Source organism: Tardibacter chloracetimidivorans, from assembly GCF_001890385.1.
Lineage (GTDB): Bacteria > Pseudomonadota > Alphaproteobacteria > Sphingomonadales > Sphingomonadaceae > Tardibacter > Tardibacter chloracetimidivorans.
In genome coordinates this window covers 1,882,830-1,905,464 of record NZ_CP018221.1, presented here as the reverse complement: position 1 = coordinate 1,905,464, position 22,635 = coordinate 1,882,830, and the positions used below count along the sequence as shown (strand labels likewise).

General features: G+C 64.5%; 23 protein-coding genes and 1 tRNA gene. 20 read left to right on the top strand and 4 right to left on the bottom strand.

All coding sequences use genetic code 11. From position 1 onward, the window contains the following. Window positions 1-67: 67 nt before the first annotated feature. Entirely contained in the window at window positions 68-271 is a 204-nt protein-coding gene (gene xisR / locus BSL82_RS09980; RefSeq protein WP_072597268.1) for an excisionase family protein, read from the top strand. Beyond that, window positions 232-1,440, top strand: a complete 1,209-nt coding sequence (locus BSL82_RS21765) for a site-specific integrase (RefSeq protein ID WP_226998695.1) — start codon at window positions 232-234, stop codon at window positions 1,438-1,440. The genes xisR and BSL82_RS21765 overlap by 40 nt, the downstream gene beginning before the upstream one ends. Here the strand turns inward: BSL82_RS21765 and BSL82_RS09965 are convergent. Together BSL82_RS09965 and BSL82_RS09960 are read right to left on the bottom strand one after the other, a co-directional pair. Continuing rightward, window positions 1,400-1,475, bottom strand: a tRNA-Glu gene (locus BSL82_RS09965). The two genes, BSL82_RS21765 and BSL82_RS09965, sit on opposite strands and share 41 nt — an antisense overlap. Before the next feature lie 52 nt (window positions 1,476-1,527). Then, the gene (locus tag BSL82_RS09960) at window positions 1,528-2,910 is read right to left on the bottom strand and encodes a class II 3-deoxy-7-phosphoheptulonate synthase (RefSeq protein WP_072597266.1); all 1,383 of its coding nucleotides are present in this window, start codon (window positions 2,908-2,910) and stop codon (window positions 1,528-1,530) included. A 216-nt stretch (window positions 2,911-3,126) separates the two neighbouring features. Between BSL82_RS09960 and BSL82_RS09955 the strand changes: the two genes are divergently transcribed. After that, window positions 3,127-4,071, top strand: coding sequence for a helix-turn-helix domain-containing protein (locus tag BSL82_RS09955; protein ID WP_158010811.1), 945 nt, complete (start codon window positions 3,127-3,129; stop codon window positions 4,069-4,071). 9 nt (window positions 4,072-4,080) lie between these two features. On the opposite strand, the gene BSL82_RS09950 is transcribed toward BSL82_RS09955, so the two are convergent. Further along, window positions 4,081-4,866, bottom strand: a complete 786-nt coding sequence (locus BSL82_RS09950) for a TSUP family transporter (protein WP_072597263.1) — start codon at window positions 4,864-4,866, stop codon at window positions 4,081-4,083. A gap of 117 nt (window positions 4,867-4,983) precedes the next feature. Between BSL82_RS09950 and murI the strand changes: the two genes are divergently transcribed. From murI to BSL82_RS09895, 11 genes are all read left to right on the top strand, one after another. After that, the gene (gene murI, locus BSL82_RS09945) at window positions 4,984-5,781 is read left to right on the top strand and encodes a glutamate racemase (protein ID WP_072597261.1); all 798 of its coding nucleotides are present in this window, start codon (window positions 4,984-4,986) and stop codon (window positions 5,779-5,781) included. Window positions 5,782-5,898: 117 nt separating this feature from the next. Further along, window positions 5,899-7,113: a 5-aminolevulinate synthase gene (gene hemA, locus BSL82_RS09940; RefSeq protein ID WP_072597259.1), complete on the top strand. Its 1,215-nt coding sequence runs from the start codon at window positions 5,899-5,901 to the stop codon at window positions 7,111-7,113. A 266-nt stretch (window positions 7,114-7,379) separates the two neighbouring features. Further along, window positions 7,380-9,629 carry a putative bifunctional diguanylate cyclase/phosphodiesterase gene (locus BSL82_RS09935; protein ID WP_072597257.1) on the top strand — a complete coding sequence of 750 codons (2,250 nt, stop codon included), beginning with the start codon at window positions 7,380-7,382 and terminating at the stop codon, window positions 9,627-9,629. A 127-nt stretch (window positions 9,630-9,756) separates the two neighbouring features. Beyond that, complete coding sequence (gene rpiB / locus BSL82_RS09930; RefSeq protein ID WP_072597255.1) at window positions 9,757-10,200, top strand: ribose 5-phosphate isomerase B; 444 nt, start codon at window positions 9,757-9,759, stop codon at window positions 10,198-10,200. A gap of 33 nt (window positions 10,201-10,233) precedes the next feature. Further along, complete coding sequence (gene glyA, locus BSL82_RS09925; RefSeq protein ID WP_072597253.1) at window positions 10,234-11,550, top strand: serine hydroxymethyltransferase; 1,317 nt, start codon at window positions 10,234-10,236, stop codon at window positions 11,548-11,550. 3 nt (window positions 11,551-11,553) lie between these two features. Then, window positions 11,554-12,015, top strand: a complete 462-nt coding sequence (gene nrdR / locus BSL82_RS09920; RefSeq protein WP_072597252.1) for a transcriptional regulator NrdR — start codon at window positions 11,554-11,556, stop codon at window positions 12,013-12,015. After that, entirely contained in the window at window positions 12,012-12,755 is a 744-nt protein-coding gene (locus BSL82_RS09915; protein ID WP_072597250.1) for an RNA methyltransferase, read from the top strand. The genes nrdR and BSL82_RS09915 overlap by 4 nt, the downstream gene beginning before the upstream one ends. A 55-nt stretch (window positions 12,756-12,810) precedes the next feature. Continuing rightward, complete coding sequence (locus BSL82_RS09910; protein ID WP_072597248.1) at window positions 12,811-13,971, top strand: patatin-like phospholipase family protein; 1,161 nt, start codon at window positions 12,811-12,813, stop codon at window positions 13,969-13,971. A 15-nt stretch (window positions 13,972-13,986) separates the two neighbouring features. Beyond that, the gene (locus tag BSL82_RS09905) at window positions 13,987-14,772 is read left to right on the top strand and encodes a 3-hydroxybutyrate dehydrogenase (protein WP_072597246.1); all 786 of its coding nucleotides are present in this window, start codon (window positions 13,987-13,989) and stop codon (window positions 14,770-14,772) included. Window positions 14,773-14,811: 39 nt separating this feature from the next. Further along, on the top strand, window positions 14,812-15,477 hold the full coding sequence (locus tag BSL82_RS09900) for a DUF4893 domain-containing protein (protein ID WP_072597244.1): 666 nt from the start codon (window positions 14,812-14,814) through the stop codon (window positions 15,475-15,477). Between the two features lie 21 nt (window positions 15,478-15,498). Continuing rightward, window positions 15,499-16,818, top strand: coding sequence for an amidohydrolase (locus BSL82_RS09895; RefSeq protein WP_072598717.1), 1,320 nt, complete (start codon window positions 15,499-15,501; stop codon window positions 16,816-16,818). Here the strand turns inward: BSL82_RS09895 and BSL82_RS09890 are convergent. After that, window positions 16,815-17,318, bottom strand: a complete 504-nt coding sequence (locus BSL82_RS09890; protein ID WP_072598718.1) for a (2Fe-2S)-binding protein — start codon at window positions 17,316-17,318, stop codon at window positions 16,815-16,817. The genes BSL82_RS09895 and BSL82_RS09890 overlap by 4 nt on opposite strands. A 159-nt stretch (window positions 17,319-17,477) precedes the next feature. Between BSL82_RS09890 and coxB the strand changes: the two genes are divergently transcribed. The 6 genes from coxB to BSL82_RS09865 are packed head-to-tail and all read left to right on the top strand — an operon-like array spanning window position 17,478 to window position 22,632. Continuing rightward, window positions 17,478-18,443, top strand: coding sequence for a cytochrome c oxidase subunit II (gene coxB / locus BSL82_RS09885; protein ID WP_072597242.1), 966 nt, complete (start codon window positions 17,478-17,480; stop codon window positions 18,441-18,443). A 16-nt stretch (window positions 18,444-18,459) separates the two neighbouring features. Beyond that, complete coding sequence (gene ctaD, locus BSL82_RS09880) at window positions 18,460-20,118, top strand: cytochrome c oxidase subunit I (protein WP_072597240.1); 1,659 nt, start codon at window positions 18,460-18,462, stop codon at window positions 20,116-20,118. A gap of 4 nt (window positions 20,119-20,122) precedes the next feature. Continuing rightward, on the top strand, window positions 20,123-21,088 hold the full coding sequence (locus tag BSL82_RS09875) for a heme o synthase (RefSeq protein ID WP_083579132.1): 966 nt from the start codon (window positions 20,123-20,125) through the stop codon (window positions 21,086-21,088). Then, window positions 21,085-21,207 carry a cytochrome c oxidase system small membrane protein gene (locus BSL82_RS21555; RefSeq protein ID WP_257786769.1) on the top strand — a complete coding sequence of 41 codons (123 nt, stop codon included), beginning with the start codon at window positions 21,085-21,087 and terminating at the stop codon, window positions 21,205-21,207. Before BSL82_RS09875 ends, BSL82_RS21555 begins: the two co-directional genes overlap by 4 nt. A 4-nt stretch (window positions 21,208-21,211) precedes the next feature. Next, on the top strand, window positions 21,212-21,799 hold the full coding sequence (locus BSL82_RS09870) for a cytochrome c oxidase assembly protein (protein WP_072597236.1): 588 nt from the start codon (window positions 21,212-21,214) through the stop codon (window positions 21,797-21,799). Between the two features lie 5 nt (window positions 21,800-21,804). Continuing rightward, on the top strand, window positions 21,805-22,632 hold the full coding sequence (locus BSL82_RS09865; RefSeq protein ID WP_072597234.1) for a cytochrome c oxidase subunit 3: 828 nt from the start codon (window positions 21,805-21,807) through the stop codon (window positions 22,630-22,632). The last annotated feature ends 3 nt before the right edge of the window (window positions 22,633-22,635 follow it).

Genomic DNA, 22,635 nt, shown 5'->3' with positions numbered 1-22,635 from the left:
ATCACCCGCAAGTCGTTGAAAACAGGCCGGTGATCCCTCGAAGTATCTATCGAGGGATGACGGGATTATGCTTGGCTCGCGATATGTGCGCGTGAAGAAGTTCGCGGACCTGACTGGCTACACCGAGAAGGCCGTCTATCGAAAGATTGAGGACGGGGTGTGGCTTGATGGCCGGGAATATCGCCGCGCGCCGGATGGCAATATCTGCATTGATTTGGAGGGTTATCAAAAGTGGGTAGAGGGCGGCCGGGAACCGGCGTTGAGCCGCTAAAATCGTGTATCCGGGTAGGCTTCACCTACCAAGGAAAGCGGTGCCGGGAGACACTCGCGCTCCAGCCGACCCCGGCGAACATCAAAGCGACCGAGCGCCTGATGGCGAAGGTCCAGCGCGAGATCGAGCTCGGTGTTTTCGATTACGCGCGCACATTCCCTTCGTCGGGCAGCGCGGTGACGAATGGCTTTTCAACCTATGCCGACGGCTGGCTCGCCGGTTTGACGGTCGAGAAGTCGACCCGGAGCGACTACGAGGGCGCACTGCGCAACGTCTGGAAACCGGCGTTCGGCGAGAGGGACATCACCTCCATCAAGCATTCCGAGATCAAGAAGGCCGTGGCGGACCTCGCCGAGCGCGTGACGGCCAAATCGGTCAACAACCAGCTCATCCCGCTCCGCCAGATTTTTGCGACCGCTGTGGACGACGAGATCATGGAGCGGTCGCCCGTGCTCAATATCAAAAACCTCAAAGTTCAGAAGCCGGTGCCCGATCCGTTTGAGCGTGAGGAGATGGAGGCCATCGTTGCTTTCATCGCTGACCGGTACGACGAGCATATTCTTAACTGGTACGAGTTCGCCTTCGGCACCGGTCTCCGGCCGAGCGAGCAGATCGCCGTTCGGTGGGGCGATGTCGACTGGCGGCGCAAGACGATCCGGGTCGAGCGTGCGCGGGTCCGCGCCGTGCTCAAGGGCACCAAGACATCGAGCATCCGCGACGTTGATCTCACCGACCGCATGATCGCTGTTCTCAAGCGCCAGAAGGCGCACAGCTTCATGAAGGGGATGGATGCCCCGATCTTCCTCAACCCCGTGACCGGCAACGCCTGGCCGGACGTGCAGGACCAGCGAAAGCTCTATTTCCATCCGGCGCTGCGCGCCCTCGGCATCCGCAGTCGCGACGCCTACCAGACCCGACACACCTATGCGACGCTCGCTCTCATGGGCGGCGTGAACCCGGCGTACATCGCACGGCAGATGGGCCACACCAACACGGCGATGCTGTTCAAGCACTATTCGAAATGGATAGATGGGGCCGACGCCGGGCGCGAAGCGGGCAAGCTCAACACGCTATTTGCCCACAATTTCCCCACGGATGAGAAAATATCCAGCAATTTCAATTTGAAATTGGTGACCCCTACGGGACTCGAACCCGTGTTTTCGCCGTGAGAGGGCGACGTCCTGGACCGCTAGACGAAGGGGCCGCTTGCGGGAGGCCGGTGACTTAGGTTCCGGCCTCCGCCAAGTCAAGCAAAGTCAGGCGGCGGCCTTGGCGCGTTCAGCCATTTCCTGATTCAGCATTTCGGCAAGCAGAAAGGCAAGCTCGATCGACTGGCCGGCGTTCAGGCGCGGGTCGCAGTGCGTGTGATAGCGGTCGGCCAGCCCTTCGTCGGTGATCGCCACCGCGCCGCCGGTGCACTCGGTGACGTTCTGGCCCGTCATCTCGGCATGAATACCGCCGCCGTGCGTGCCTTCCGCCCGGTGGACGGCGAAGAAGCCGCGCACTTCGGCAAGGATCCGCTCGAACGGGCGGGTCTTGTAGCCGCTTGCCGATTTGATGACGTTGCCGTGCATCGGATCGCACGACCACACGACTTCCCGCCCTTCGCGCTTCACGGCGCGGACGAGCTTCGGCAGATGCGCCTCGATTTTGTCATGGCCATAGCGGGTGATGAGCGTCAGCCGCCCCGGCTCGTTCGCCGGATTGAGGATGTCGATCATGCGCAGCAATGCGTCCGGCTCCAGGCTCGGCCCGCATTTCATGCCGATGGGATTGCCGATGCCGCGCATGAACTCGACATGGGCGGAACCCTCGAAACGGGTACGGTCGCCTATCCAGAGGAAATGCGCCGATGTGTCGTACCAGTCCCCGGTCAGCGAGTCCTCGCGGGTCAGCGCCTGCTCATAGCCGAGCAGCAACGCTTCATGGCTGGTGTAGAATGCGGTGCCCTTCAGTTGCGGAACGGTTTCGGGGTTGATCCCGCAGGCCGCCATGAAGTCCAGCGCCTCGCCGATGCGGTCGGCAAGGTTCTGATACTGCTCGAACACGGGGGAGCGACCCATGAAATCCAGCGTCCAGGCGTGGACCTGGTGCAGATTGGCATAGCCGCCCTGGGCGAAGGCGCGCAGCAGGTTGAGCGTCGCCGCAGACTGCGAATAGGCCCGGATCTGGCGTTGCGGATCGGGCTCGCGGCCTTTCGCCTCGAACCCGATGTCGTTGACGATGTCGCCGCGATAGCTCGGCAGCGAAACGCCGTCCACATCCTCGAAATCCGCCGACCTCGGCTTGGCGAACTGGCCCGCCATGCGGCCCAGCTTCACCACCGGCAGCTTGGAAGCGAAGGTCAGCACCACCGCCATCTGCAGCAGGACGCGAAAGGTGTCGCGAATGTTATTGGGGTGAAATTCGGCAAAGCTTTCCGCGCAATCGCCGCCCTGCAGCAGAAACGCCTTTCCGGCCGCCACCTGCGCAAGCTGGCTCTTCAGTTCGCGCGCCTCGCCCGCAAAGACCAGCGGCGGATAGCCCTGAAGTTCCGATTCAACGCGCGCCAAAGCTGCGGCGTCCGCATATCGCGGCATCTGCCGGGCTTCATGCTGGCGCCAGCTTCCGGGCGCCCAGTTCTGAACGGTTTTCGTCATGACGGGCTCCAATGAACCCCCCCGCCACAGGATGCAAGACGTCCCTTGCGCGCTGCGTCCCCGCTCTCCCCGGTTCCGCGATTCATCCGCTTCGGATCGGATGGGAATGCCACGCCACGCGCATTTCATCCGAAATGGATTCAAGTCTCACTGGAAACAGGACAATTTTGCCCGTTTAAGCATTGTCGACGCGGATGTTTGGGATGGAGTGCCGCCATGATTGGTACTGAAACGGAGGTAAATAGTGTCGGGCGCTACGGCGACGCACCATCCGTATTGGTGGCAAGTGACAACATCAGCGGCGGCCGGATCATCGAATCGGCGCTGGCTGCCATAGACGCGCGGATCGTCGACAGTCTGCCGCTCGCTGGACTCGAAGACCGGCTGGACCGGATGGTGAGCATCTCTGCGGTGGTCGTCCATGCCGACATCGGCACGCCCGCGCATCAGCTTGAACGGATCGGGGCGCGACTGAACATGATGGCTACCGAGGGGGCCGGGCGCGGCGTGCTGATCGTGCCGGCGTCGCTGATCGATACGGCCTTTGGTGCGGCCGGCCATTCGGATGTCCAGATACTCTGCCAGCCGGGTCCGGCGGAAGTCATCGCAGCGGTTGCGATGGCCTGCACCACGCGGACGTCGCGCCTCAACGACGTCGCGGGCCTGGCGGACGGCCGCAGGCTGGTGCAGCTCTCCGAGGAGATCGGCCGAATCGCCAGGACACTGGCGACGCTCGCGGAAAGCCCGCCGACGCCGTCGATGCCAGAGCGCGTCCGGTTCGCGCCGCCGCCGCCGATGACCGCAGACGTCGCGGCGGCCGCCGGGGCGCAGGTGCGAGCGTTGATCCGGGCGCGGCGGACCCGCGACCAGTTCTTCCGGAACGAATTGTTCGCCGATCCGGCCTGGGACATGCTGCTCGACCTGATGGCGGCGCGGCTGGAGCATAAGCGGGTGTCGGTCTCCAGCCTGTGCATCGCGGCGGCCGTCCCCGCCACCACCGCGCTCCGGTGGATCAAGAGCATGACCGACGAAGGGCTGTTCGTCCGCCGGGCGGACAATAACGACGGGCGGCGGATCTTCATCGAGCTGAGCGACGAGGCGTCGGGTGCGATGAGCGCCTATCTCGATTGGCTGAAGGTGAATCCGGCCGCCATGGTGTGACCGCGAGGCTCAGCCGGTTACGCCGAGCGCAAGCGCTGCGCCCACCAGAAGCATCAATCCGGCGACGATCAACCGAACCGTGCCGATCGTCGCTTTCTTCATGTGGCGCGCGCCGATCCATGCCCCTGCAAAGGCGGACAGGGTGGCAAGCGCGATCAGCAGTGTCTGCCGTCCCCCAAGCGGCAGATGGTCGCCGGAAAAGGCGGCGAAATAGCCCGGCAGGCGGCTGAGATCGACCATGATGGCGAGGATCACGCCGGTTGCGATGAAATGACGCGCGTCGAGCCCCGATTTCAGCAGGAACATGGAGCGGAACGCCCCCTGCTGCCCGGTCAGCCCGCCCATGAAGCCCATGATGGCCCCACCCAGCGGCATCATCCTGGGCGGCGCGGCGAGGCGCTGGAACCAGGGTTGAAGCTCCAGCAGCGCAAACAGGATCATCGAAACGCCGATGGCGAGCCCCGCGCCGGACGGAGCGAAGCTTCGCCCGCCCGGCTGCCAGGTGAACGCCGCTTCGGTCTGTCCGAGCCAGCCGAGAACGACCGCACCGGCGATCGCCGCCGGAATCGCTGGCAGGCCGAAACGCAGGATCGTGGGCCAGTGTGCCGATTTCCCGACCAGCACGCCCTTGAACAGATTGTTGAGCAGGTGGACCACCGCCACCGCCGCCAGGGCCGCTTCGGCTGGAAAGAAGATCGCGAAGACCGGAAGCAGCACGGTACCGAGGCCAAAGCCCGAATAGAGCGTCAGCCCTGACGCCAGAAACGCCGCGACCACGACAATTGCGATATCCACCGGCTGCCCTTCTTCGTTGCGGGACCGATAGAAAGGCGATGTGACGGTATCGCGTCAACATGCATGGGGGGCAGAAATATCGTTACAGCGCCGCTCGTGATGGGTTAATCGGCGGCGATGGACGCCGCGCAGCCGATATTGTTTTTCGATTCCGGGGTCGGGGGACTGTCGGTGCTCGCGCCCACGCGCCGCCTGCTGCCCGCCGCACCCCTTGTCTATGTCGCGGACAATGGCGGCTTTCCCTATGGCACCAAGACCGAGGCGGAAATCGCCGCCCGCGTTCCGGCGCTGCTCGGGCGTCTCGTTGAACGCTATCGTCCCCGGCTGGTGGTGATCGCATGCAACACCGCCTCCACCATCGCGCTTGCGGCGGTCCGGAGCGCGCTGGACCTGCCGATCGTCGGAACGGTGCCGGCGATCAAGCCTGCGGCGGCGATGTCGAAGACGCGGGTCATCGGCGTGCTCGGCACCGATGCGACCGTGCGCCAGCCCTATGTCGACCGGCTGAGCGCGGAGTTTGCCTCGGATTGCCTCGTGCTGCGCCACGGGTCCGCGCGACTTGTCGAACTGGCCGAGGCCAAGCTCAGGGGCGTCGCGGCGGACCCGGCCGAATATCGCGCCGCCCTAGAGGGCCTGATCAGCCAGCCCGGTGGCGATCGCATGGACACCGTCGTCCTTGCCTGCACGCATTTTCCGCTGGTGGAGGATGAACTGCGCGCCGCCTCGCCGCAGGGCCTGCACTTCATGCACGGCGGAGATGGAATCGCCCGACGGGTCCAGTTCCTGACGGAAGGACAGCCATGGCCGGCGGTCGCGCAGCCCGGGATCATTGTCTTCACCCGCAGGATCGACATACCGCCCGCGCTGAAGCAGGGGCTTGGGGGTTACGGGCTCGATCAAATCGACTATCTTTGACGTAGCAGCCAGGTGCGGAGCGCCTGCTTGGGGCGGGCGGCTGTTGCGAGCCGTTCGCGCTGGAATATGGGCCGGAATGGCATTAAACGCGCGGAAAGCGCGAGAGGATGTTCGCCAGTGGACTACGCAAGGGTTTTCGATGACGCGATCCGCCGCCTTCATGCCGAAGGCCGCTACCGGGTGTTCATCGACATACTTCGCAACAAGGGCGCATATCCCAATGCGCGCTGCTTTGCCGGCCACAATGGCTCGCGACCGATCACCGTCTGGTGCTCCAACGATTATCTCACCATGGGACAGCATCCCAAGGTGATCGCCGCGATGGAAGAGGCGCTGCACGATGTCGGCGCCGGATCGGGCGGCACCCGCAATATCGGCGGCAACACCCATTATCATGTCGAGCTGGAGACGGAGCTTGCCGATCTCCATGGCAAGCAGGCCGCGCTGCTGTTCACCAGCGGCTATGTGTCGAACGAAGCGACATTGTCGACGCTGGCGAAGCTGCTGCCGGGCTGCATCATCTTTTCGGACGAACTGAACCACGCCTCGATGATCGCGGGCATCCGCAACGCGGGCTGCGAAAAGAAGGTGTGGCGGCACAATGACCTCGCCCACCTGGAAGAACTGCTGAAGGCCGCGCCGGCGGATGCGCCAAAGCTGATCGCCTTTGAAAGCGTCTATTCGATGGACGGCGACGTCGCGCCGATCCATGCGATCTGCGATCTTGCCGACAAGTACAACGCGCTCACCTATCTGGACGAGGTGCATGCGGTGGGCATGTACGGCGCGCGGGGCGGCGGCATATCGGATCGTGACGACGCGGCGTGCCGCCTTACCATCATCGAAGGGACGCTCGGCAAGGCGTTCGGCGTGATGGGCGGCTATATCGCGGCCGATCGCAACATCGTCGACGTGATCCGTTCCTATGCGCCGGGCTTCATCTTCACCACCTCGCTTTCGCCAGTGCTGGTCGCAGGTGCGCTCGCCAGCGTCCGGCATTTGAAGGGCTCGTCGGTCGAGCGCGACAGCCAGCAGGCCGCCGCCGCAAAACTGAAGGCGCTGTTCGCCGACGCGGGGCTCCCGGTCATGCCTTCGGTCACGCACATCGTGCCGCTGCTGGTGGGCGATCCGGTGAAGGCAAAGCGCATCAGCGACATATTGCTGCTGGAATACGGCATCTACGTTCAGCCCATCAATTATCCCACCGTGCCAAGGGGGACCGAGCGGCTGCGGTTCACACCCGGTCCGGCCCATGACGAAGCGATGATGCACGATCTCACCAAGGCGCTGGTGGAGATATGGGACCGTCTGGATATGAGGCTGGCCGCCTGATTGCCGATCGTTTCGCACCCGTTGTCGCCTTTCTGTAACATCGGGCCTGTAACTGCCCCCTGATCAGCAGGCGATTCGCGGCGTAACGCCGCATGTTTTCCGGTGACACCGTAACGCTGCCCCATGCCGAGGGACCGCTAACTTTTGAGTTACCACTTGTACCGCAGGATGGCGGCCGGTCTAATTAGGGTGGCCAGCCTGTGTCGTTCGTTGTCCGTGGTGTCTCTTTATCGGAACTGTTGCGAACGGCGGTCGCTCCCAGCGGCTTGACGCCGGTCGCAGGCGCGCGACGAACGGCGACGATCATCGCCGTGCTTACGATCGTGATCTCGCTCATCCTGCTGATCGTCGTCGCATCGGCCGGCCTGTCGATGAATCGGGCCGCGCAAATAATGGAGGAGCGGACGATCGAGCGCGAGATCGACCGTCTCGTCACGCGCACGCTGAACGAGCAGAAGAGCGTGGCCCTTTGGGACGAAGCGGTTCAGCGCATCCGGAGCGGCGACCAAGAATGGCTCGACAATGAAGTCGGCGCCTATCTGACGGGCAGCTATGGCCATGACAGGGTCTTCCTGCTCGATGGAAACGAGCGTCCCGTCTACGCCTATCCGCGCGAGAACGGCGGCCTGCGGGCGCGCGGCGACGAGGAAATCCATCCGCTCGCCGATCGGCTGTTGCGCCAGATTCGCACCGGTAAAGTCGATCCCGGATTGAAACAGCGGGGCGGGGACTTCACATCGGTCCATGACGTGCCTGAGGAAATCGAGGGCGCAAGGGCACTGCGCTGGTCCGCGCACCTGCTGCGGGATAAAAAGCATCCTGTGATTGTCAGCGCGATGACGGTGGTTCCCACGTCCGCCGGACGGGCAGGGCCGGGCCGGCCGCCGGTGATCATCTCGATCATCAGGCTGGACGCTGAAAGGCTTGCCGCGCTGGGCAAGGCCGGCGAAATCGCCGGCTTGCACCGCGGTATCCCGAACGAAGAAACCGAGGCGAGCATCCCTCTGGTCGCAGACGATGGAACAGTCCTGGGCATGCTTGCATGGACGCCGAGCCATCCCGGCAAGAGCCTGCTCTACATGATCCTGCCGTTGCTTGCGCTTGGCACGGCCTGGGGGGCCTATGCCAGCGTCGCCCTCTTGCAGCGCATGCTTTCGATGTCGCGCGGCATGGAGCAGAGCGAACGCGAGGCGGTGCGACTTGCCAGCATCGACACGCTTTCCGGCCTGCCGAACCGCCGCATGTTCATCGAGTGTCTCACCCAAGCGCTTGCGCGTTGGGAGGAAGGCCGGGAGGACAAGCCGCTGGTCGCCTATCTGGACCTCGACCGCTTCAAGGAGGTGAACGACACGCTGGGTCATGACGCCGGGGATGCGCTGGTCCGCTCCGCCGGGGAAAGGCTGAGCGGCGCCGTGCCTGAAGGGGCGCTGCTCGCCCGGCTTGGAGGCGACGAGTTCGGCGTGATCGTGCCCGCCGCCGATCCGCTGGCGGGGTGGAAGCTTGGGCGCGCCCTGTGCAACGCGTTTACCACGCCCGTGCCGGCCGGGGTCCAGGACGTATCGATTTCCGCCTCCGTCGGAATCGCGATCCCTTCCTCGCCCTATACCAGCGCGGCGGGGCTGATGCGGGACGCGGACATCGCGCTGTACCGGGCCAAGGAGGCGGGCCGCTCGCGCGCGGTGATCTTCCGTCCTGAAATGGCCGAGGCGATGGAGCGCCGCCGCGACACCGAACTGAACCTGAAGCGGGCGATCTCCGGCGGACAGCTCAAGATGGTCTATCAGCCCGTGCTGACGATCGACGGAGCGCCGAAGTTCAACAGCGTTGAAGCGTTGCTGCGCTGGGAACATCCGGAACACGGCCCGATTTCCCCCGAAGAGTTCATTCCGATCGCCGAAACATCCGGCCAGATGACCGCGCTTGGCGACTGGGTCATCGCGCAGGTGCTGAAGGACATCAGCCGCTGGCCCGGCCTTCAGGTCGCGATCAATCTTTCGCCCGTGCAGCTCAAGGCGGACGGCTTCGTCCGGCGGGTCATCCGCATGGTCGCTGCAGCCCATGTCAGGCCCTCGCAGATCATCTTCGAAGTCACCGAAAATGTGATGATGGACGCGACCGGCTATGCGGGCCAGGCGTTGAAGGACCTGCGCGAGCATGGCTTCCGCATCGCGCTCGACGATTTCGGCACGGGCTATTCCTCGCTGTCCTATCTGCGGCGCTTCCAGTTCGACCGGCTGAAGATCGACCGGTCCTTCATCGAGGGGGTGGAGGAAAACAGCGACGCCGTCGCCGTCATCGAGGCTGTCGTCACGCTGGGCCGCAGGCTGGGGCTGGAGATTGTCGCCGAGGGGATCGAGAACGAAGCACAGGCCAAGCTGATGAAGGAGGTGGGATGCACCCACCTGCAAGGCTGGTTCGTCGCCCGACCGCTTGAAAGCAGCGGCGTCGGCCAGATGCTCGACACTTCGCCCCGGGTCGAGCCGATCGTCCGGATGCTGAGGGGCTCCGCTGCCTGACCCCGCTCCCGGCGCGTACGGCTTCGGTCGCGTTCGGCGGGGGTAGTGCAACACTGCGTTGCGCTTGCTCCCCACCGGCCCTAGAGAGGCGGCGATCAACCGACTCGCACCTCGCAGGGACAATCACATGGCCGACAGGGTCGCCATCGCATCCGATCACGCCGCTATCGAGATGAAGGCCGCGCTTGGCGCGTGGCTCACCGAAAACGGCTTTGAAGTGGCCGATCTTGGCCCGGCGACGGCGGACTCCGTGGACTACCCCGACTATGGCTACCGGCTGGCGGCCAGCATCGCATCGGGCGAGGCGCGCTGGGGCGTGGCGCTGTGCGGATCGGGCATCGGCATTTCAATCGCGGTCAACCGCAATCCGGCCGCGCGCTGCGCGCTCGTATCAGACAATCTGTCGGCGCGGCTTGCCCGTCAGCACAATGACGCCAATGTCATCGCAATGGGCGCGCGGCTGATCGGCATTGAAACCGCCAGGGATTGTCTGGCGGCCTTTCTTTCAACCGAGTTCGGCGGCGACAGGCATCAGCGTCGTGTCGAAAAGCTGTCCAATCCGCAAATCTAGGCTATCTTGAGCAAGTCCGAGGAGGCTCCGTCCATGAGCAGCGCAACCGCATCCAGCAACCCGGTGCAACCGGACGGCTTCTTCACCCGCAGCCTCGGCGACGCCGACCCGGCGATCGCGGCGGGCGTGGCGCATGAGCTTCAGCGCCAACAGGACCAGATTGAACTGATCGCCAGCGAGAACATCGTCAGCCAGGCGGTGCTTGAGGCGCAGGGATCGATCTTCACCAACAAATATGCCGAGGGCTATCCCGGCAAGCGCTATTATCAGGGCTGCGGCCCGTCGGACGAGGTCGAAAGCCTTGCGATCGAGCGCGCACGGCAGCTTTTCGACTGCCCCTTCGCCAATGTGCAGCCCCATTCGGGCGCGCAGGCCAATGGCGCGGTGATGCTGGCGCTGCTCCAGCCCGGCGACACCTTCCTCGGCATGTCGCTGGATGCGGGCGGGCACCTGACGCATGGCGCAAGGCCCGCGCTGTCGGGCAAATGGTTCAACGCCGTGCAATATGGCGTCGACAAGGACAGCCACCTCATAGACTATGACGCGCTTGAGGCGATGGCGCTGGAGCACAAGCCCAGGATGATCATCGCGGGCGGCTCGGCCTATCCACGCTTCATCGATTTCGAGCGGTTCCGCGCCATCTGCGACAAGGTGGGCGCGTATCTGTTCGTCGACATGGCGCACTTTGCGGGGCTGGTGGCGGGCGGCGTCCACCCCAGCCCGCTGCCCCATGCCGATGTCGTCACCACCACCACGCACAAGACCTTGCGCGGCCCCCGGGGCGGCATGATCCTGAGCCGGGACGAGGCGATCGGCAAGAAGATCAACTCCGCGGTGTTCCCGGGCCTTCAGGGCGGGCCGCTGATGCACGTGATCGCGGCCAAGGCGGTGGCGTTTGGCGAGGCGCTGCAGCCCGACTTCAAGCTCTATGCAAAGGCGGTGGTGGAAAACGCCAAGGCGCTGTCCAGCCGCCTCAAGGAGCGCGGGGCCGATCTGGTGGCGGGCGGCACCGACACGCATCTGGCGCTTGTCGACTTGCGCCCGCTGGGCCTCACCGGCAAGGCAGCCGACGAGGCGCTGGAGCATGCGGGCATCACCTGCAACAAGAACGGCATCCCCTTCGATCCGCTGCCGCCCACCCAGACGAGCGGCATCCGCGTCGGCTCGCCCGCAGGCACCACACGCGGCTTCGGCGTGGCGGAGTTCCGCGAGATCGGCGACCTGATCGCCGATGTGCTCGATGGGCTGAAGGCCAGTGGCGCGGAAGGCGGCAATCGCCAGGTGGAGCTTGCCGTGCGCGAGCGGGTAAAGGCGCTGACCGCGCGCTTCCCGATCTACACGGGGCGGTAGGACTTGCGCTGCCCCTTCTGCGCCCATGACGACAGTCAGGTGAAGGACAGCCGTCCGACCGAGGACGGCGCTTCCATTCGCAGGCGCAGGCAGTGCGAAGGCTGCGGCGCGCGCTTCACCACCTTCGAGCGGGTGCAGCTTCGCGAACTGATGGTGGTGAAGAAGGGCGGGAAGCGCGAGGCCTTCGACCGCGAAAAGCTGGAGCGCTCCGTCAGGATCGCCTGCCGCAAGCGCCCTGTGGAGGCCGTGCGCATGGAACGGCTGGTGTCCGGCATCCAGCGCCAGCTGGAAACCCAGGGCGAGACGGACGTCGAGGCGGATTCCATCGGCCAGATGGTCATGGACGGTCTGAAGGCGCTGGACCCGGTCGCCTATATCCGCTTCGCCAGCGTCTACAAGGAATTCACCGAGGCCAAGGACTTCGAGGATTTCGCCGGCTCGGTCAGCGAGGCGGGGAAAGGGTGAGCGGCCCTTCGCCGCAACCGCCCGCCATCGTCCTCGTCCGCCCGCAACTGGGCGAAAACATCGGCAAGGCGGCGCGGGCGATGCTAAATTTCGGGCTTGTCGATATGCGGCTGGTCGCTCCGCGCGACGGCTGGCCAAATCCCGATGCAGGTCCGGCCGCGAGCGGCGCCGACGTGGTGCTCGCCAATGCGCGGGTGTTCGACACGGTGCAGGAGGCGATCGCCGATTGCCATTATGTCTATGCCACCACCGTCCGCAAGCGGGGGCTGACCAAGCCCGTGGTGATGCCGGAAATGGCGGCGGGCGAAATGCGCGCCCGGCCGGAACGCTCCGCCCTGCTGTTCGGGCCGGAACGGTCGGGCCTTGAAACCGATGACGTGGCGCTGGCGCAGGCGATCCTGACGGTGCCGGTCAATCCCGATTTCGGATCGCTCAATCTCGCGCAGGCGGTGATCCTCGCCGCCTATGAATGGTCGAAGCAGGCCGGCCAGCCTGAAATGGTGATCGACAATTACGAAGGCCCGGCGTCGCAGGCGTCGATCGACGGGCTGGTCGGCCAGGTGGACGATGCGCTGGAGGCGGCGGGTTATTATCACGTCCCGGCGCGGGTTGCGTCATCGAAGCGCACGCTCAGGAACCTGCTGACCCGGCCCGGCTGGAGCGAGAAGGAAGTCCGCACGCTGCGCGGCATCGTCCATGCGCTGGTGGAAGGGCGTCGGGGCGTCCGTCCGAGGGGGTAGGCGGCCGCCATCTTCATCCCGGTTGTTTTTGTGCGATGCAGCAGTAAATTGGGTCATGGCCGATGCCCAACCTGATCGCCGCTACAGCCGCGCCGGCCGCCTGACGGAGACCGAGCCGCTCCCCCTGCCGGAATGCTGTGCGCTGGTGCTTCAGGGTGGCGGCGCGCTCGGTTCCTATCAAGCGGGTGTCTATGAGTCGCTCGATGACTGGGATGTCCCGATCAACTGGGTTGCGGGCATTTCCATCGGTGCCATCAATGCGGCGCTGATCGCAGGCAATCCGCCCGAGCACCGGCTGGAACGGCTGCGACGGTTCTGGGATATCGTGTCATCCTCGCTGCCGGATTTTCCGCTATGGCACGGCGAACGCCTTCGCGAACTGGTGGACGAATGGAGCGCCGCCTGGGTGGCGATGGCGGGCGTTCCCGGTTTTTTCCGGCCGCGCATGATGCCACCGCTCCTCGCCATGCCCGGCACTTCGGAGGCGCTCAGCCTTTATGATACCGGGCCGCTGCGCCAGACGCTGACGAGCCTCGTCGACTTCGACCTGCTGAACGAAGGGCCGGTCAGATACAGCGCCGGCGCCGTTAATGTCCGCACTGGCAATTTCGTCTATTTCGACAGCAGTGAGCGGCGGATCACCGTCGATCATGTCATGGCGTCTGGCGCGCTTCCACCCGGATTGCCGCCTGTCGAAATCGATGGCGAACATTACTGGGACGGCGGCCTTGTTTCCAACACGCCGCTCCAGCACATTCTGGATCATCAATACGCCCCGACGCTTGTCTTTCAGGTCGATCTGTTTCCGGCGGAAGGCGCAACGCCAACCACCTGGTTCGAGGCGGCCGCGCGGGAAAAGGACATCCGCTATTCAAGCCGCACCCGCATGACTACCGACATGCTGATGCAACGGCGCAAGCTGCAGACCGCGCTTGCCACGCTGCTCGACAGGCTTCCCCCGGACATGCAGGACGCCGAGGATGTGAAGATGCTGTGCGACGCGGCGCGAGAAATGCCGGTCTCGGTCGTCCATCTGATCCACCGGTCACGCCGGTGGCAAAGCAACAGCAAGGACTATGAATTTTCGCGCCGGTCCATGCTGGAGCATTGGGCCGCGGGCAGCGCGGCGGTCCGCAAGACGATGCACAAGAGCGGAGTGATCGCGCACAATCTGGTGGACGGGAAAACCGCCGCCTTCGATCTCACCAAGGACTGACCGAGGAGTTTCCCGATGTTTCTGAAGGGCAAGAGCGCGCTTGTGACCGGATCGACCAGCGGCATCGGGCTTGCCACGGCCCGCGCGTTTGCGGCCGAGGGCGCGAACGTCACGATCAACGGCTTTGGCGAGGCGGCCGCCATCGAAAAGGAGCGCGCCGCTCTGGAATCGGAGTTCGGCGTGACCGCCCGCTATTCGCCCGCCGACATGACCAGGCCCGACCAGATCGCCGAAATGGTGACCCAGCATGAGGCGGCGTTCGGCACGCTCGACATATTGGTGAACAATGCTGGCATCCAGCATGTTTCGCCGATCGAGGAGTTTCCGATCGACAAGTGGGATGCGATCATCGCCATCAACCTGTCCTCCGCCTTTCACACCATCCGCGCCGCCATACCGGGCATGAAAGTGCGCACATGGGGGCGGATCATCAACACGGCATCGGCCCATTCGCTGGCCGCATCGCCTTTCAAGGCGGCCTATGTGGCGGCCAAGCACGGGCTTGCGGGCCTGACGAAGACGGCGGCGCTGGAGCTTGCGACCTTCGGGGTCACGGTCAACTGCATCAGTCCCGGCTATGTCTGGACACCGCTGGTGGAAAAGCAGATTCCCGACACGATGAAAGCGCGTGGCATGACGCGCGAGCAGGTTATGAACGATGTGCTTCTGGCGGGCCAGCCGACCAAGCAGTTCGTCACCGTGGATCAGGTAGCCGCGCTGGCCCTGTTCCTGTGCAAGGAAGAGGCCGCCTCCATGACCGGGGCCAATCTTTCCATGGATGGGGGCTGGACTGCAGCATAAAGCGGTTGCCACAAGGCCCTTCTCGGCTAGGTTCATGGCATGGGGTGGGCAACATCACGCTGGATATTCATTGCGCTGGCGGGGCTTTCCCTGTCCGGCTGCCAGATGTTCCAGGGGATTTTCGGAGGCGGCAGGCCTGACACACAGCCTCCGGCGGCGGACGAAAGCGGCGAATGGAGACAGATCGCCACCAGCGCCGACCGGGATCGGTTGCGCCGCCTGCGCGCAGCGTGGACCCATGCGCTTCAGCAGGCGCGGGCGGCCGGCCATGGGCCTGAGCTGGATGCGCTTGGACCGCTTGCGGACCCCGATGTGGCGTTGCCCGACCCGTTGCCGTCACCCGGAAGCTATGCCTGCCGCACGATCAAGATCGGCGCGAAATCCCCCGGCATGCTGGATTACATCGCCTATCCGCCCTTCCATTGCGCGGTGACGGCCGAGCCGGGCGGGAGGCTGGGCCTCGCCAAGCTGACCGGATCGCAAAGGCAAAAAGGCATGATGTGGGCGGATGCGCCGCGCCGGGGCGTGTTTCTCGGCACGATTGAGCTTGGCGATGAAGGCAGGCCCATGGCCTATGGGGCCGATGTGGACCGCGACGTCGCGGGTGTCGTGGAGCGGGTGGGAGAGGCGCGGTGGCGGCTGGCGATGCCCTGGCCGCGCTGGGAATCCAATCTCGACATCATCGAGTTGACGCCCGCCGGTTGAAGACGAATGCTGGGGGTGGAAATGAGGGTTGTTCGCAATGTCATTCTGGCGGCGGCAATGACGAGCATGGCCATGCCTGCGGCGGCTGACCCGCTGGCCGATGCGGTTCGGGCCGACATGCCCGCGCTTCTCGCCCTCTATCGGGATTTCCACCGCAATCCGGAACTGTCCTTTCAGGAAAAACAGACAGCTGCCCGGCTGGCGGCCGAGATCCGCAAGTCGGGCTTTCAGGTGACCGAGGGAGTCGGCGGCACCGGCGTGGTCGCGGTGATGAAGAACGGCCCCGGCCCGGTGCTGATGATCCGTGCCGACATGGATGCGCTGCCGGTGCACGAGCAGACCGGGCTCGCTTATGCAAGCTCGGCGAAGGCGCTGACTCCGGATGGGCTCGAGACCCCGGTGATGCACGCTTGCGGTCATGACATCCACATGACCGCATGGATCGGCACGGCCCGGCGGCTTGTGGCGATGAAGGACCGCTGGTCGGGCACGCTGGTGATGATCGGCCAGCCGGCCGAGGAACTGGGCCTTGGCGCAAAGAGGATGCTGGACGACGGCCTGTTCACCCGCTTTCCCAAACCCGGCCATGTGCTGGCGCTCCATGATTCGGCGAGTCTTCCCGCTGGGACCATCGGCTATTCGCCCGGCTATGCGCTGGCCAATGTCGATTCGGTGGATGTGACGGTGAAAGGCCTGGGCGGCCATGGATCGGCCCCGCACACGACGCGCGACCCGATCGTGCTCGCATCGCGCATCGTCAGCGCCCTCCAGACACTGGTCGCCCGCGAGATCGATCCGCAAAAGCCGGGGGTGGTGACCGTCGGCAGCTTTCACGCCGGGGCCAAGCACAACATCATCCCCGATGAAGCGCGGCTGCAATTGACGGTGCGCAGCTATGACGAGGAGACGCGGAAGACCCTGCTCGACGGCATAGCCCGAATCGTGCGGGGAGAGGCGATGGCGGCGGGCATAGCCGACGATCGTCTGCCCGAAGTGAAGCTGGAGGAAACGCCGACTCCATCCACCTTCAACACCGAGCCGCTGACCGGACAGGTCGCCGCCGCCTTTGCCGAAAGGTTCGGGAAGGATCGGGTGAAACAGATTCCCCCGACCATGGCGGGCGAGGATTTCGGGCGGTTCTACCTGGCCGACCGCACGATCCAGAGCATGATCTTCTGGGTCGGCGGGGTGCCGCAGGACAAATGGGACGCAGCCGGCGGCGATGCACGCAAGCTGCCTTCGCTCCACAGCCCGTACTGGGCGCCCCATCCCGAACCGACCATCGCAACGGGAGTCGAAGCGATGGTCACGGCTGCGCTGACGGTGCTGGCGAAGGATTAGGTCGCTTCGTCCCCTCCGGTCTGCGGCGGGGGAGCCAAAGTCCCGACGCCGCGCATCGCCTCGCCCGCCCGCCTGATCGCCCGCCTGATGCGGGGATAGCCGCCGCAACGGCACAGGTTGGTGATCGCGGCATCGATCTCATCGTCGCTGGGGTTGCTGTTGCTTTCGAGCAGTGCAGCGGCGGCCATCAGCATGCCCGGCGTGCAGAAGCCGCACTGTACCGCATTTTCAGCGAGGAAGGCCTGTTGCAGCGGATGGTTGCGGGCCGACGACAGCGCCTCAATGGTTGTGATGAAGCGGCCTTCCATCGCAGTGATCGAGACGGTGCAGGCGCGCACCGCCTCGCCATCGGCAATGACCGTGCATGCGCCGCAGCTTGCATCGTCGCAGCCATATTTCGCGCCGGTAAGGTGCGATGCGTCGCGCAGCGCCCACAGCAGCGGGGTGCCCGGATCGAGCAGATATTCGACTGGATTTCCATTGACTGTGAAGCGCGTCATGCGCGTCAGCCATAGCGCCAGGAGGCGGGCTTTGGAATTGCGAACGATTCTCAAGCCTAGAATGCTTGTGGCCGGGAGGAGGCTTTCCTATAAGGCCCGCGATTCCGGCTGGCCGCGCTCTATCCGGGCGCGGCTTCTGTCATGTCTACCGGGGGTAGAATGGGACGTACAAAGACCTTGGCGCTGGGTCTGGCGCTGATGATGTTACCCGCTGCTGCGTTTGCGCAGGAGGCGGCTCCGACTGTGCCTGCGCCTGCGGAGGTTGTGGCGGCCGATGCGGGAGCGTCCGCTCCGGCTCCGGCCGTAGTGGAGTTGAAGCCGACGGAAGGCATCGGAATGCCGGTGCCGGAGGCGATTGAGCTTCAGGAACAGTTCACCGATGTCGGCAACTATGGCCGGTGGATGCACGACACCGTGCTGATGCCGATCATCACGATCATCTGCCTGTTCGTGCTCGCGCTTTTGCTGTGGGTCGTGGTGCGCTATCGCGCCAGCGCGAACCCGACGCCGTCCAGGACGTCGCACAACACGGCGATCGAGGTGGCGTGGACGCTGATCCCGGTGCTGGTCCTGATCGGCATCGCCGTTCCTTCGATCCGTCTGCTCGCCAAGCAATATGATCCGCCCAAGGCCGATCTGACGGTGAAGGTTGTGGGGCACCAGTGGTACTGGACCTATGAATATCCGGACGCGGGCGAACTTTCCTTCGACTCCGTCATGCTGTCGGACGAAGATGCGGCGAAGCGGGGCGACCCGCGCCTGTTGGGCGTCGACAACCGCATGGTCGTTCCGGCCGGAAAGGTCGTGAAGCTGCTCGTCACGGCCGACGATGTGATTCACAGCTGGGCGATGCCCAGCTTCTGGGTGAAGATGGACGCCGTGCCCGGCCGCATCAACGAGACATGGTTCAAGGTGGACCGTCCGGGCGTGTATTACGGCCAGTGTTCCGAACTTTGCGGCACCAAGCACGGCTTCATGCCGATCGCGGTCGAAGTGCTGCCCGAGGCGGAATATCAGGCATGGCTTGCGGCCAAGCAGGCGGCGGCGGGCATCACGCCCGAAGCAGCCGTTCCCGCCGCACCGGAGGCCGCCGCTGCACCCGCAGCCGCGCCTGCCCAGATTTGAGTTCGGAGCGTAAGCAATGACGGATGTAACCGCCGACGCATTCACTGGCCCGCACGGCCACGACCATGCGCATGACGCCGATCACAAGCCCGCGTTCTTCGCGCGCTGGTTCATGTCCACCAACCACAAGGACATCGGCACGCTCTATCTGATCTTCGCGCTAATCGCCGGTATCATCGGCGGTGTGATCTCGGGCCTGATGCGGCTGGAACTCGCCGCGCCGGGCATGCAGTATCTGCCGGAATGGGCGGGCAGCCTGGACGGCGCCTATCATCTGTGGAACGTGTTCATCACCGCCCACGGCCTGATCATGGTGTTCTTCATGGTCATGCCCGCGATGATCGGCGGCTTCGGCAACTGGTTCGTGCCGCTGATGATCGGCGCGCCGGACATGGCCTTTCCGCGCATGAACAACGTCAGCTTCTGGCTGCTGGTGCCTTCGTTCATCCTGCTGCTCGGCTCGATGTTCGTCGGCGGCCCCGCCGGGTTCAACGGCGCGGGCACGGGCTGGACGGTCTATGCGCCGCTTTCCACCGCCGGGCACAATGGCGGCGCTGCGGTGGACATGGCGATCCTGTCGCTCCACTTGTCGGGCGCATCGTCGATCCTCGGCGCGATCAACTTCATCACCACCATCCTCAACATGCGCGCGCCGGGCATGACGCTGCACAAGATGCCGCTGTTCGTCTGGTCGGTGCTGGTGACCGCCTTCCTGCTGCTGCTGGCGCTGCCGGTGCTTGCGGGCGCGATCACCATGCTGCTGACCGACCGCAATTTCGGCACGACCTTCTTTGACGCGTCGGGAGGCGGCGACCCGGTCCTCTATCAGCATCTGTTCTGGTTCTTCGGTCATCCCGAAGTCTACATCATGATCCTGCCGGGCTTCGGCATGGTCAGCCACATCGTCGCCACCTTCAGCCGCAAGCCCGTGTTCGGCTATCTCGGCATGGCCTATGCGATGGTCGCGATCGGCGTGATCGGCTTCATCGTGTGGGCGCACCACATGTTCACCGTGGGGCTCGACGTGAATGTGAAGATGTACTTCACGGCAGCGACCATGGTGATCGCGGTGCCGACGGGCATCAAGATCTTCTCGTGGATCGCGACCATGTGGGGCGGATCGCTCCGGTTCGACACGCCGATGCTGTGGGCGATCGGGTTCATCTTCATGTTCACCGTCGGCGGCGTGACCGGCGTGGTGCTCGCCAATGGCGGCATCGATACCGTCATGCACGACACCTATTATGTGGTGGCGCACTTCCACTATGTGCTTTCGCTGGGTGCCGTGTTCGCGCTGTTCGCTGGCTGGTACTACTGGTTCCCGAAGATTTCGGGCCGGATGATGAACGAGTTTCTCGGCAAGGTTCACTTCTGGCTGTTCTTCGTGGGCGTGAACCTGCTGTTCTTCCCCATGCACTTCCTGGGGCTGGACGGCATGCCGCGGCGCATCCCGGATTATCCCGATGCCTATGCCTATTGGAACCACATCGCGACCATGGGCTATGGCGTGATGGGGCTGGGCGTGATCGCCTTCTTCATCAACCTGTTCGTCTCGCTGGCCGCAGGCCGCAAGGCGGGCGACAATCCCTGGGGCGAAGGCGCGACCACTCTGGAGTGGACATTGTCCAGCCCGCCGCCGTATCACCAGTTCGAAACGCTGCCGCGTATCAGCTAGTGTAATGGCGAGTCTGGCAGACATCACAGGCAGAGAAGGCGCGGCGGACCAATCCGGCGCGCTTTCCCGCCAGAGGAGGGGGGAGGCCGCATTGCCGGCTGACTGGCGCGATTTTGTCGCCCTTGCCAAGCCGCGTGTGATGTCGCTTGTCGTCTTCACGGGCCTCGCCGGCCTTGTCGCTGCGCCCGATTCCATCCATCCGCTGCTGGGCTTTGTCGCCGTGCTGTGCATCGCCCTCGCGGCGGGCGCGGCGGGTGCGCTCAATCAATGGTGGGAGGCCGATACTGACGCGCTGATGAAGCGCACCGCCAACCGCCCGCTGCCCTCCGGCCGGATGGAGCCGGGCGCGGCGCTTGCCTTCGGCGTGTCGGTCGGCACCGGGTCGGTGCTTCTGATGGGTCTGGCGGTCAACTGGCTGTCGGCCGCGATCCTGGCGGTTTCCATCCTCTATTATGTGTTCGTCTACACCATCTGGCTGAAGCCCCGCACGCCGCAGAACATCGTGATCGGTGGCGCGGCCGGCGCCTTTCCCCCGCTGATAGGCTGGGCGGCCGTCACGGGCGATATCACGGCCCTGCCGGTGCTGCTGTTCGCGCTGATCTTTCTGTGGACACCGCCCCATTTCTGGTCGCTCGCGCTCTTCATCAACTCGGACTATGCCAAGGCCGGCATTCCGATGCTGCCGGTGGTCGCGGGACGCAGGACGACGCGGCGGCAGGTCTTCATCTATAGCCTGCCGATGGCGGCCAGCGCCGTTGCGCCATGGCTGCTCGGGCTGACGGGGCCGGTCTATGGCGCAACCGCCGTGGCCCTGACCGGAGCATTCCTGCTGCTGGCGGCGCGCGTCGCGATGAGCCACGAGACCGAGCCGGCGAAGATGGCGGCCGAAAGGCAGATGTTCGCCTTTTCGGTGCTGTACCTGTTCATCCTATTCGGTGCGTTGATGGCCGACAGGATGCTGCTGTCATGACGCCCGAGGAACTCGCGCTTTACCGCAAGCGTCAGCGGGGCCGCGCCGTGGCGATGGGCGTCGTGCTTGGCGCGCTGGCGATATTGTTCTTCGCCATCACCATCGCGAAGATGAGTTGATCTGATGGCGGCGACCTCCGTTTCCAATGCGCGGGCCAACCGCAGGGTCGGGCTGATCGCGGCGCTTGCAGCGATCGCGATGATCGGCGTCGCCTATGCAAGCGTGCCGCTGTACCGGCTGTTCTGCCAGGTGACGGGCTGGGGCGGCACCACGCAGCGCGCCGTCGAGGCTCCACCGCCGGTTCCGGGCAAGAGCATTTCGGTTCGGTTCGATTCCAACACCAGCGGCGGCCTGCCCTGGCTGTTCCGTCCCGAAAAGACGGCCGTCACCGTGCCGATCGGCGGAAAGCAGCTCGCCTTTTACAAGGCTGTGAACCAGTCGGCCGCCAGCGTCACGGGCACTGCCGTGTTCAATGTCTCGCCCGACGAGGCGGGCAAATATTTCATGAAGATCGAGTGCTTCTGCTTTACCGAGCAGACGCTGAAGCCCGGTGAATCGGTTGACATGCCGGTCACCTTTTATATCGATCCCGCGATCCTCGATGATCCGGTGGCGCGCCGGATCAGCGAAATAACCTTGAGCTACACCTTCTATCCCGTGGACCGCAGCGCAGACAGCGGCCGGGACGCCAAGACAAGTACAAAGGGATAAGTGCGATGGCCGGTGCCAAGAACCACGACTTTCATATTCTGCCGCCCAGCCCCTGGCCGCTGATCGGCGCATTCACCGCGCTGGCGATGGCGGCGGGCGGCATCGGCTGGATGCACGACGAGACCTGGGGCAAATGGGTGTTCTTCCTTGGCCTGGCGGGTGTGCTCTACACCTTCTACGCCTGGTGGTCGGACGTCGTGCGGGAAGCCAACAGCGGCGATCATACGCCCGTGGTGCAGCTTCATCACCGCTATGGGATGATCCTGTTCATCGCCTCGGAAGTGATGTTCTTCGTCGCATGGTTCTGGGCCTATTTCGATGCGTCGCTGTTTCCGTCCAGCGCCGAGGTCATCGGTGGCGCATGGCCGCCGGTCGGGTTGGAGGTGATCGACCCCTTCGGCCTGCCGCTGCTCAACACGCTGATCCTGCTCTGCTCGGGCACGACGATCACCTGGGCGCATCACGCGCTGATCCATGGCGACCGCGAGGGCGCGAAGAAGGGCCTATGGTGCACCATCGGGCTTGGCGTGGTGTTCAGCGCCATTCAGGCGTTTGAATATTATCACGCGCCGTTCGGCTTCAAGGGCAGCATCTATGGTGCCACCTTCTTCATGGCGACCGGCTTCCACGGCTTTCACGTGGTGGTGGGCACCATCTTCCTCGCCGTCTGCCTGAAGCGGCTCTACAATGGCGATTTCACGCCAAAGCAGCACTTCGGCTTCGAGGCGGCTGCCTGGTACTGGCATTTCGTCGACGTGGTGTGGCTGTTCCTGTTCATCTCCATCTATGTATGGGGTTCGGACTTCGGAGCCGCGCCGCTGGCGGCACACTAGGAG

What these genes read in the sequence shown, in the direction of transcription:
- xisR (WP_072597268.1), top strand. Translation starts at nt 68, where the DNA reads ATGCTTGGCTCGCGATATGTGCGCGTGAAGAAGTTCGCGGACCTGACT.
- BSL82_RS09960 (WP_072597266.1), bottom strand. Translation starts at nt 2,910, where the DNA reads ATGACGAAAACCGTTCAGAACTGGGCGCCCGGAAGCTGGCGCCAGCAT.
- BSL82_RS09955 (WP_158010811.1), top strand. Translation starts at nt 3,127, where the DNA reads ATGATTGGTACTGAAACGGAGGTAAATAGTGTCGGGCGCTACGGCGAC.
- murI (WP_072597261.1), top strand. Translation starts at nt 4,984, where the DNA reads ATGGACGCCGCGCAGCCGATATTGTTTTTCGATTCCGGGGTCGGGGGA.
- rpiB (WP_072597255.1), top strand. Translation starts at nt 9,757, where the DNA reads ATGGCCGACAGGGTCGCCATCGCATCCGATCACGCCGCTATCGAGATG.
- glyA (WP_072597253.1), top strand. Translation starts at nt 10,234, where the DNA reads ATGAGCAGCGCAACCGCATCCAGCAACCCGGTGCAACCGGACGGCTTC.
- BSL82_RS09910 (WP_072597248.1), top strand. Translation starts at nt 12,811, where the DNA reads ATGGCCGATGCCCAACCTGATCGCCGCTACAGCCGCGCCGGCCGCCTG.
- BSL82_RS09905 (WP_072597246.1), top strand. Translation starts at nt 13,987, where the DNA reads ATGTTTCTGAAGGGCAAGAGCGCGCTTGTGACCGGATCGACCAGCGGC.
- BSL82_RS09900 (WP_072597244.1), top strand. Translation starts at nt 14,812, where the DNA reads ATGGGGTGGGCAACATCACGCTGGATATTCATTGCGCTGGCGGGGCTT.
- BSL82_RS09895 (WP_072598717.1), top strand. Translation starts at nt 15,499, where the DNA reads ATGAGGGTTGTTCGCAATGTCATTCTGGCGGCGGCAATGACGAGCATG.
- BSL82_RS09890 (WP_072598718.1), bottom strand. Translation starts at nt 17,318, where the DNA reads ATGACGCGCTTCACAGTCAATGGAAATCCAGTCGAATATCTGCTCGAT.
- coxB (WP_072597242.1), top strand. Translation starts at nt 17,478, where the DNA reads ATGGGACGTACAAAGACCTTGGCGCTGGGTCTGGCGCTGATGATGTTA.
- ctaD (WP_072597240.1), top strand. Translation starts at nt 18,460, where the DNA reads ATGACGGATGTAACCGCCGACGCATTCACTGGCCCGCACGGCCACGAC.
- BSL82_RS09875 (WP_083579132.1), top strand. Translation starts at nt 20,123, where the DNA reads ATGGCGAGTCTGGCAGACATCACAGGCAGAGAAGGCGCGGCGGACCAA.
- BSL82_RS21555 (WP_257786769.1), top strand. Translation starts at nt 21,085, where the DNA reads ATGACGCCCGAGGAACTCGCGCTTTACCGCAAGCGTCAGCGGGGCCGC.
- BSL82_RS09870 (WP_072597236.1), top strand. Translation starts at nt 21,212, where the DNA reads ATGGCGGCGACCTCCGTTTCCAATGCGCGGGCCAACCGCAGGGTCGGG.
- BSL82_RS09865 (WP_072597234.1), top strand. Translation starts at nt 21,805, where the DNA reads ATGGCCGGTGCCAAGAACCACGACTTTCATATTCTGCCGCCCAGCCCC.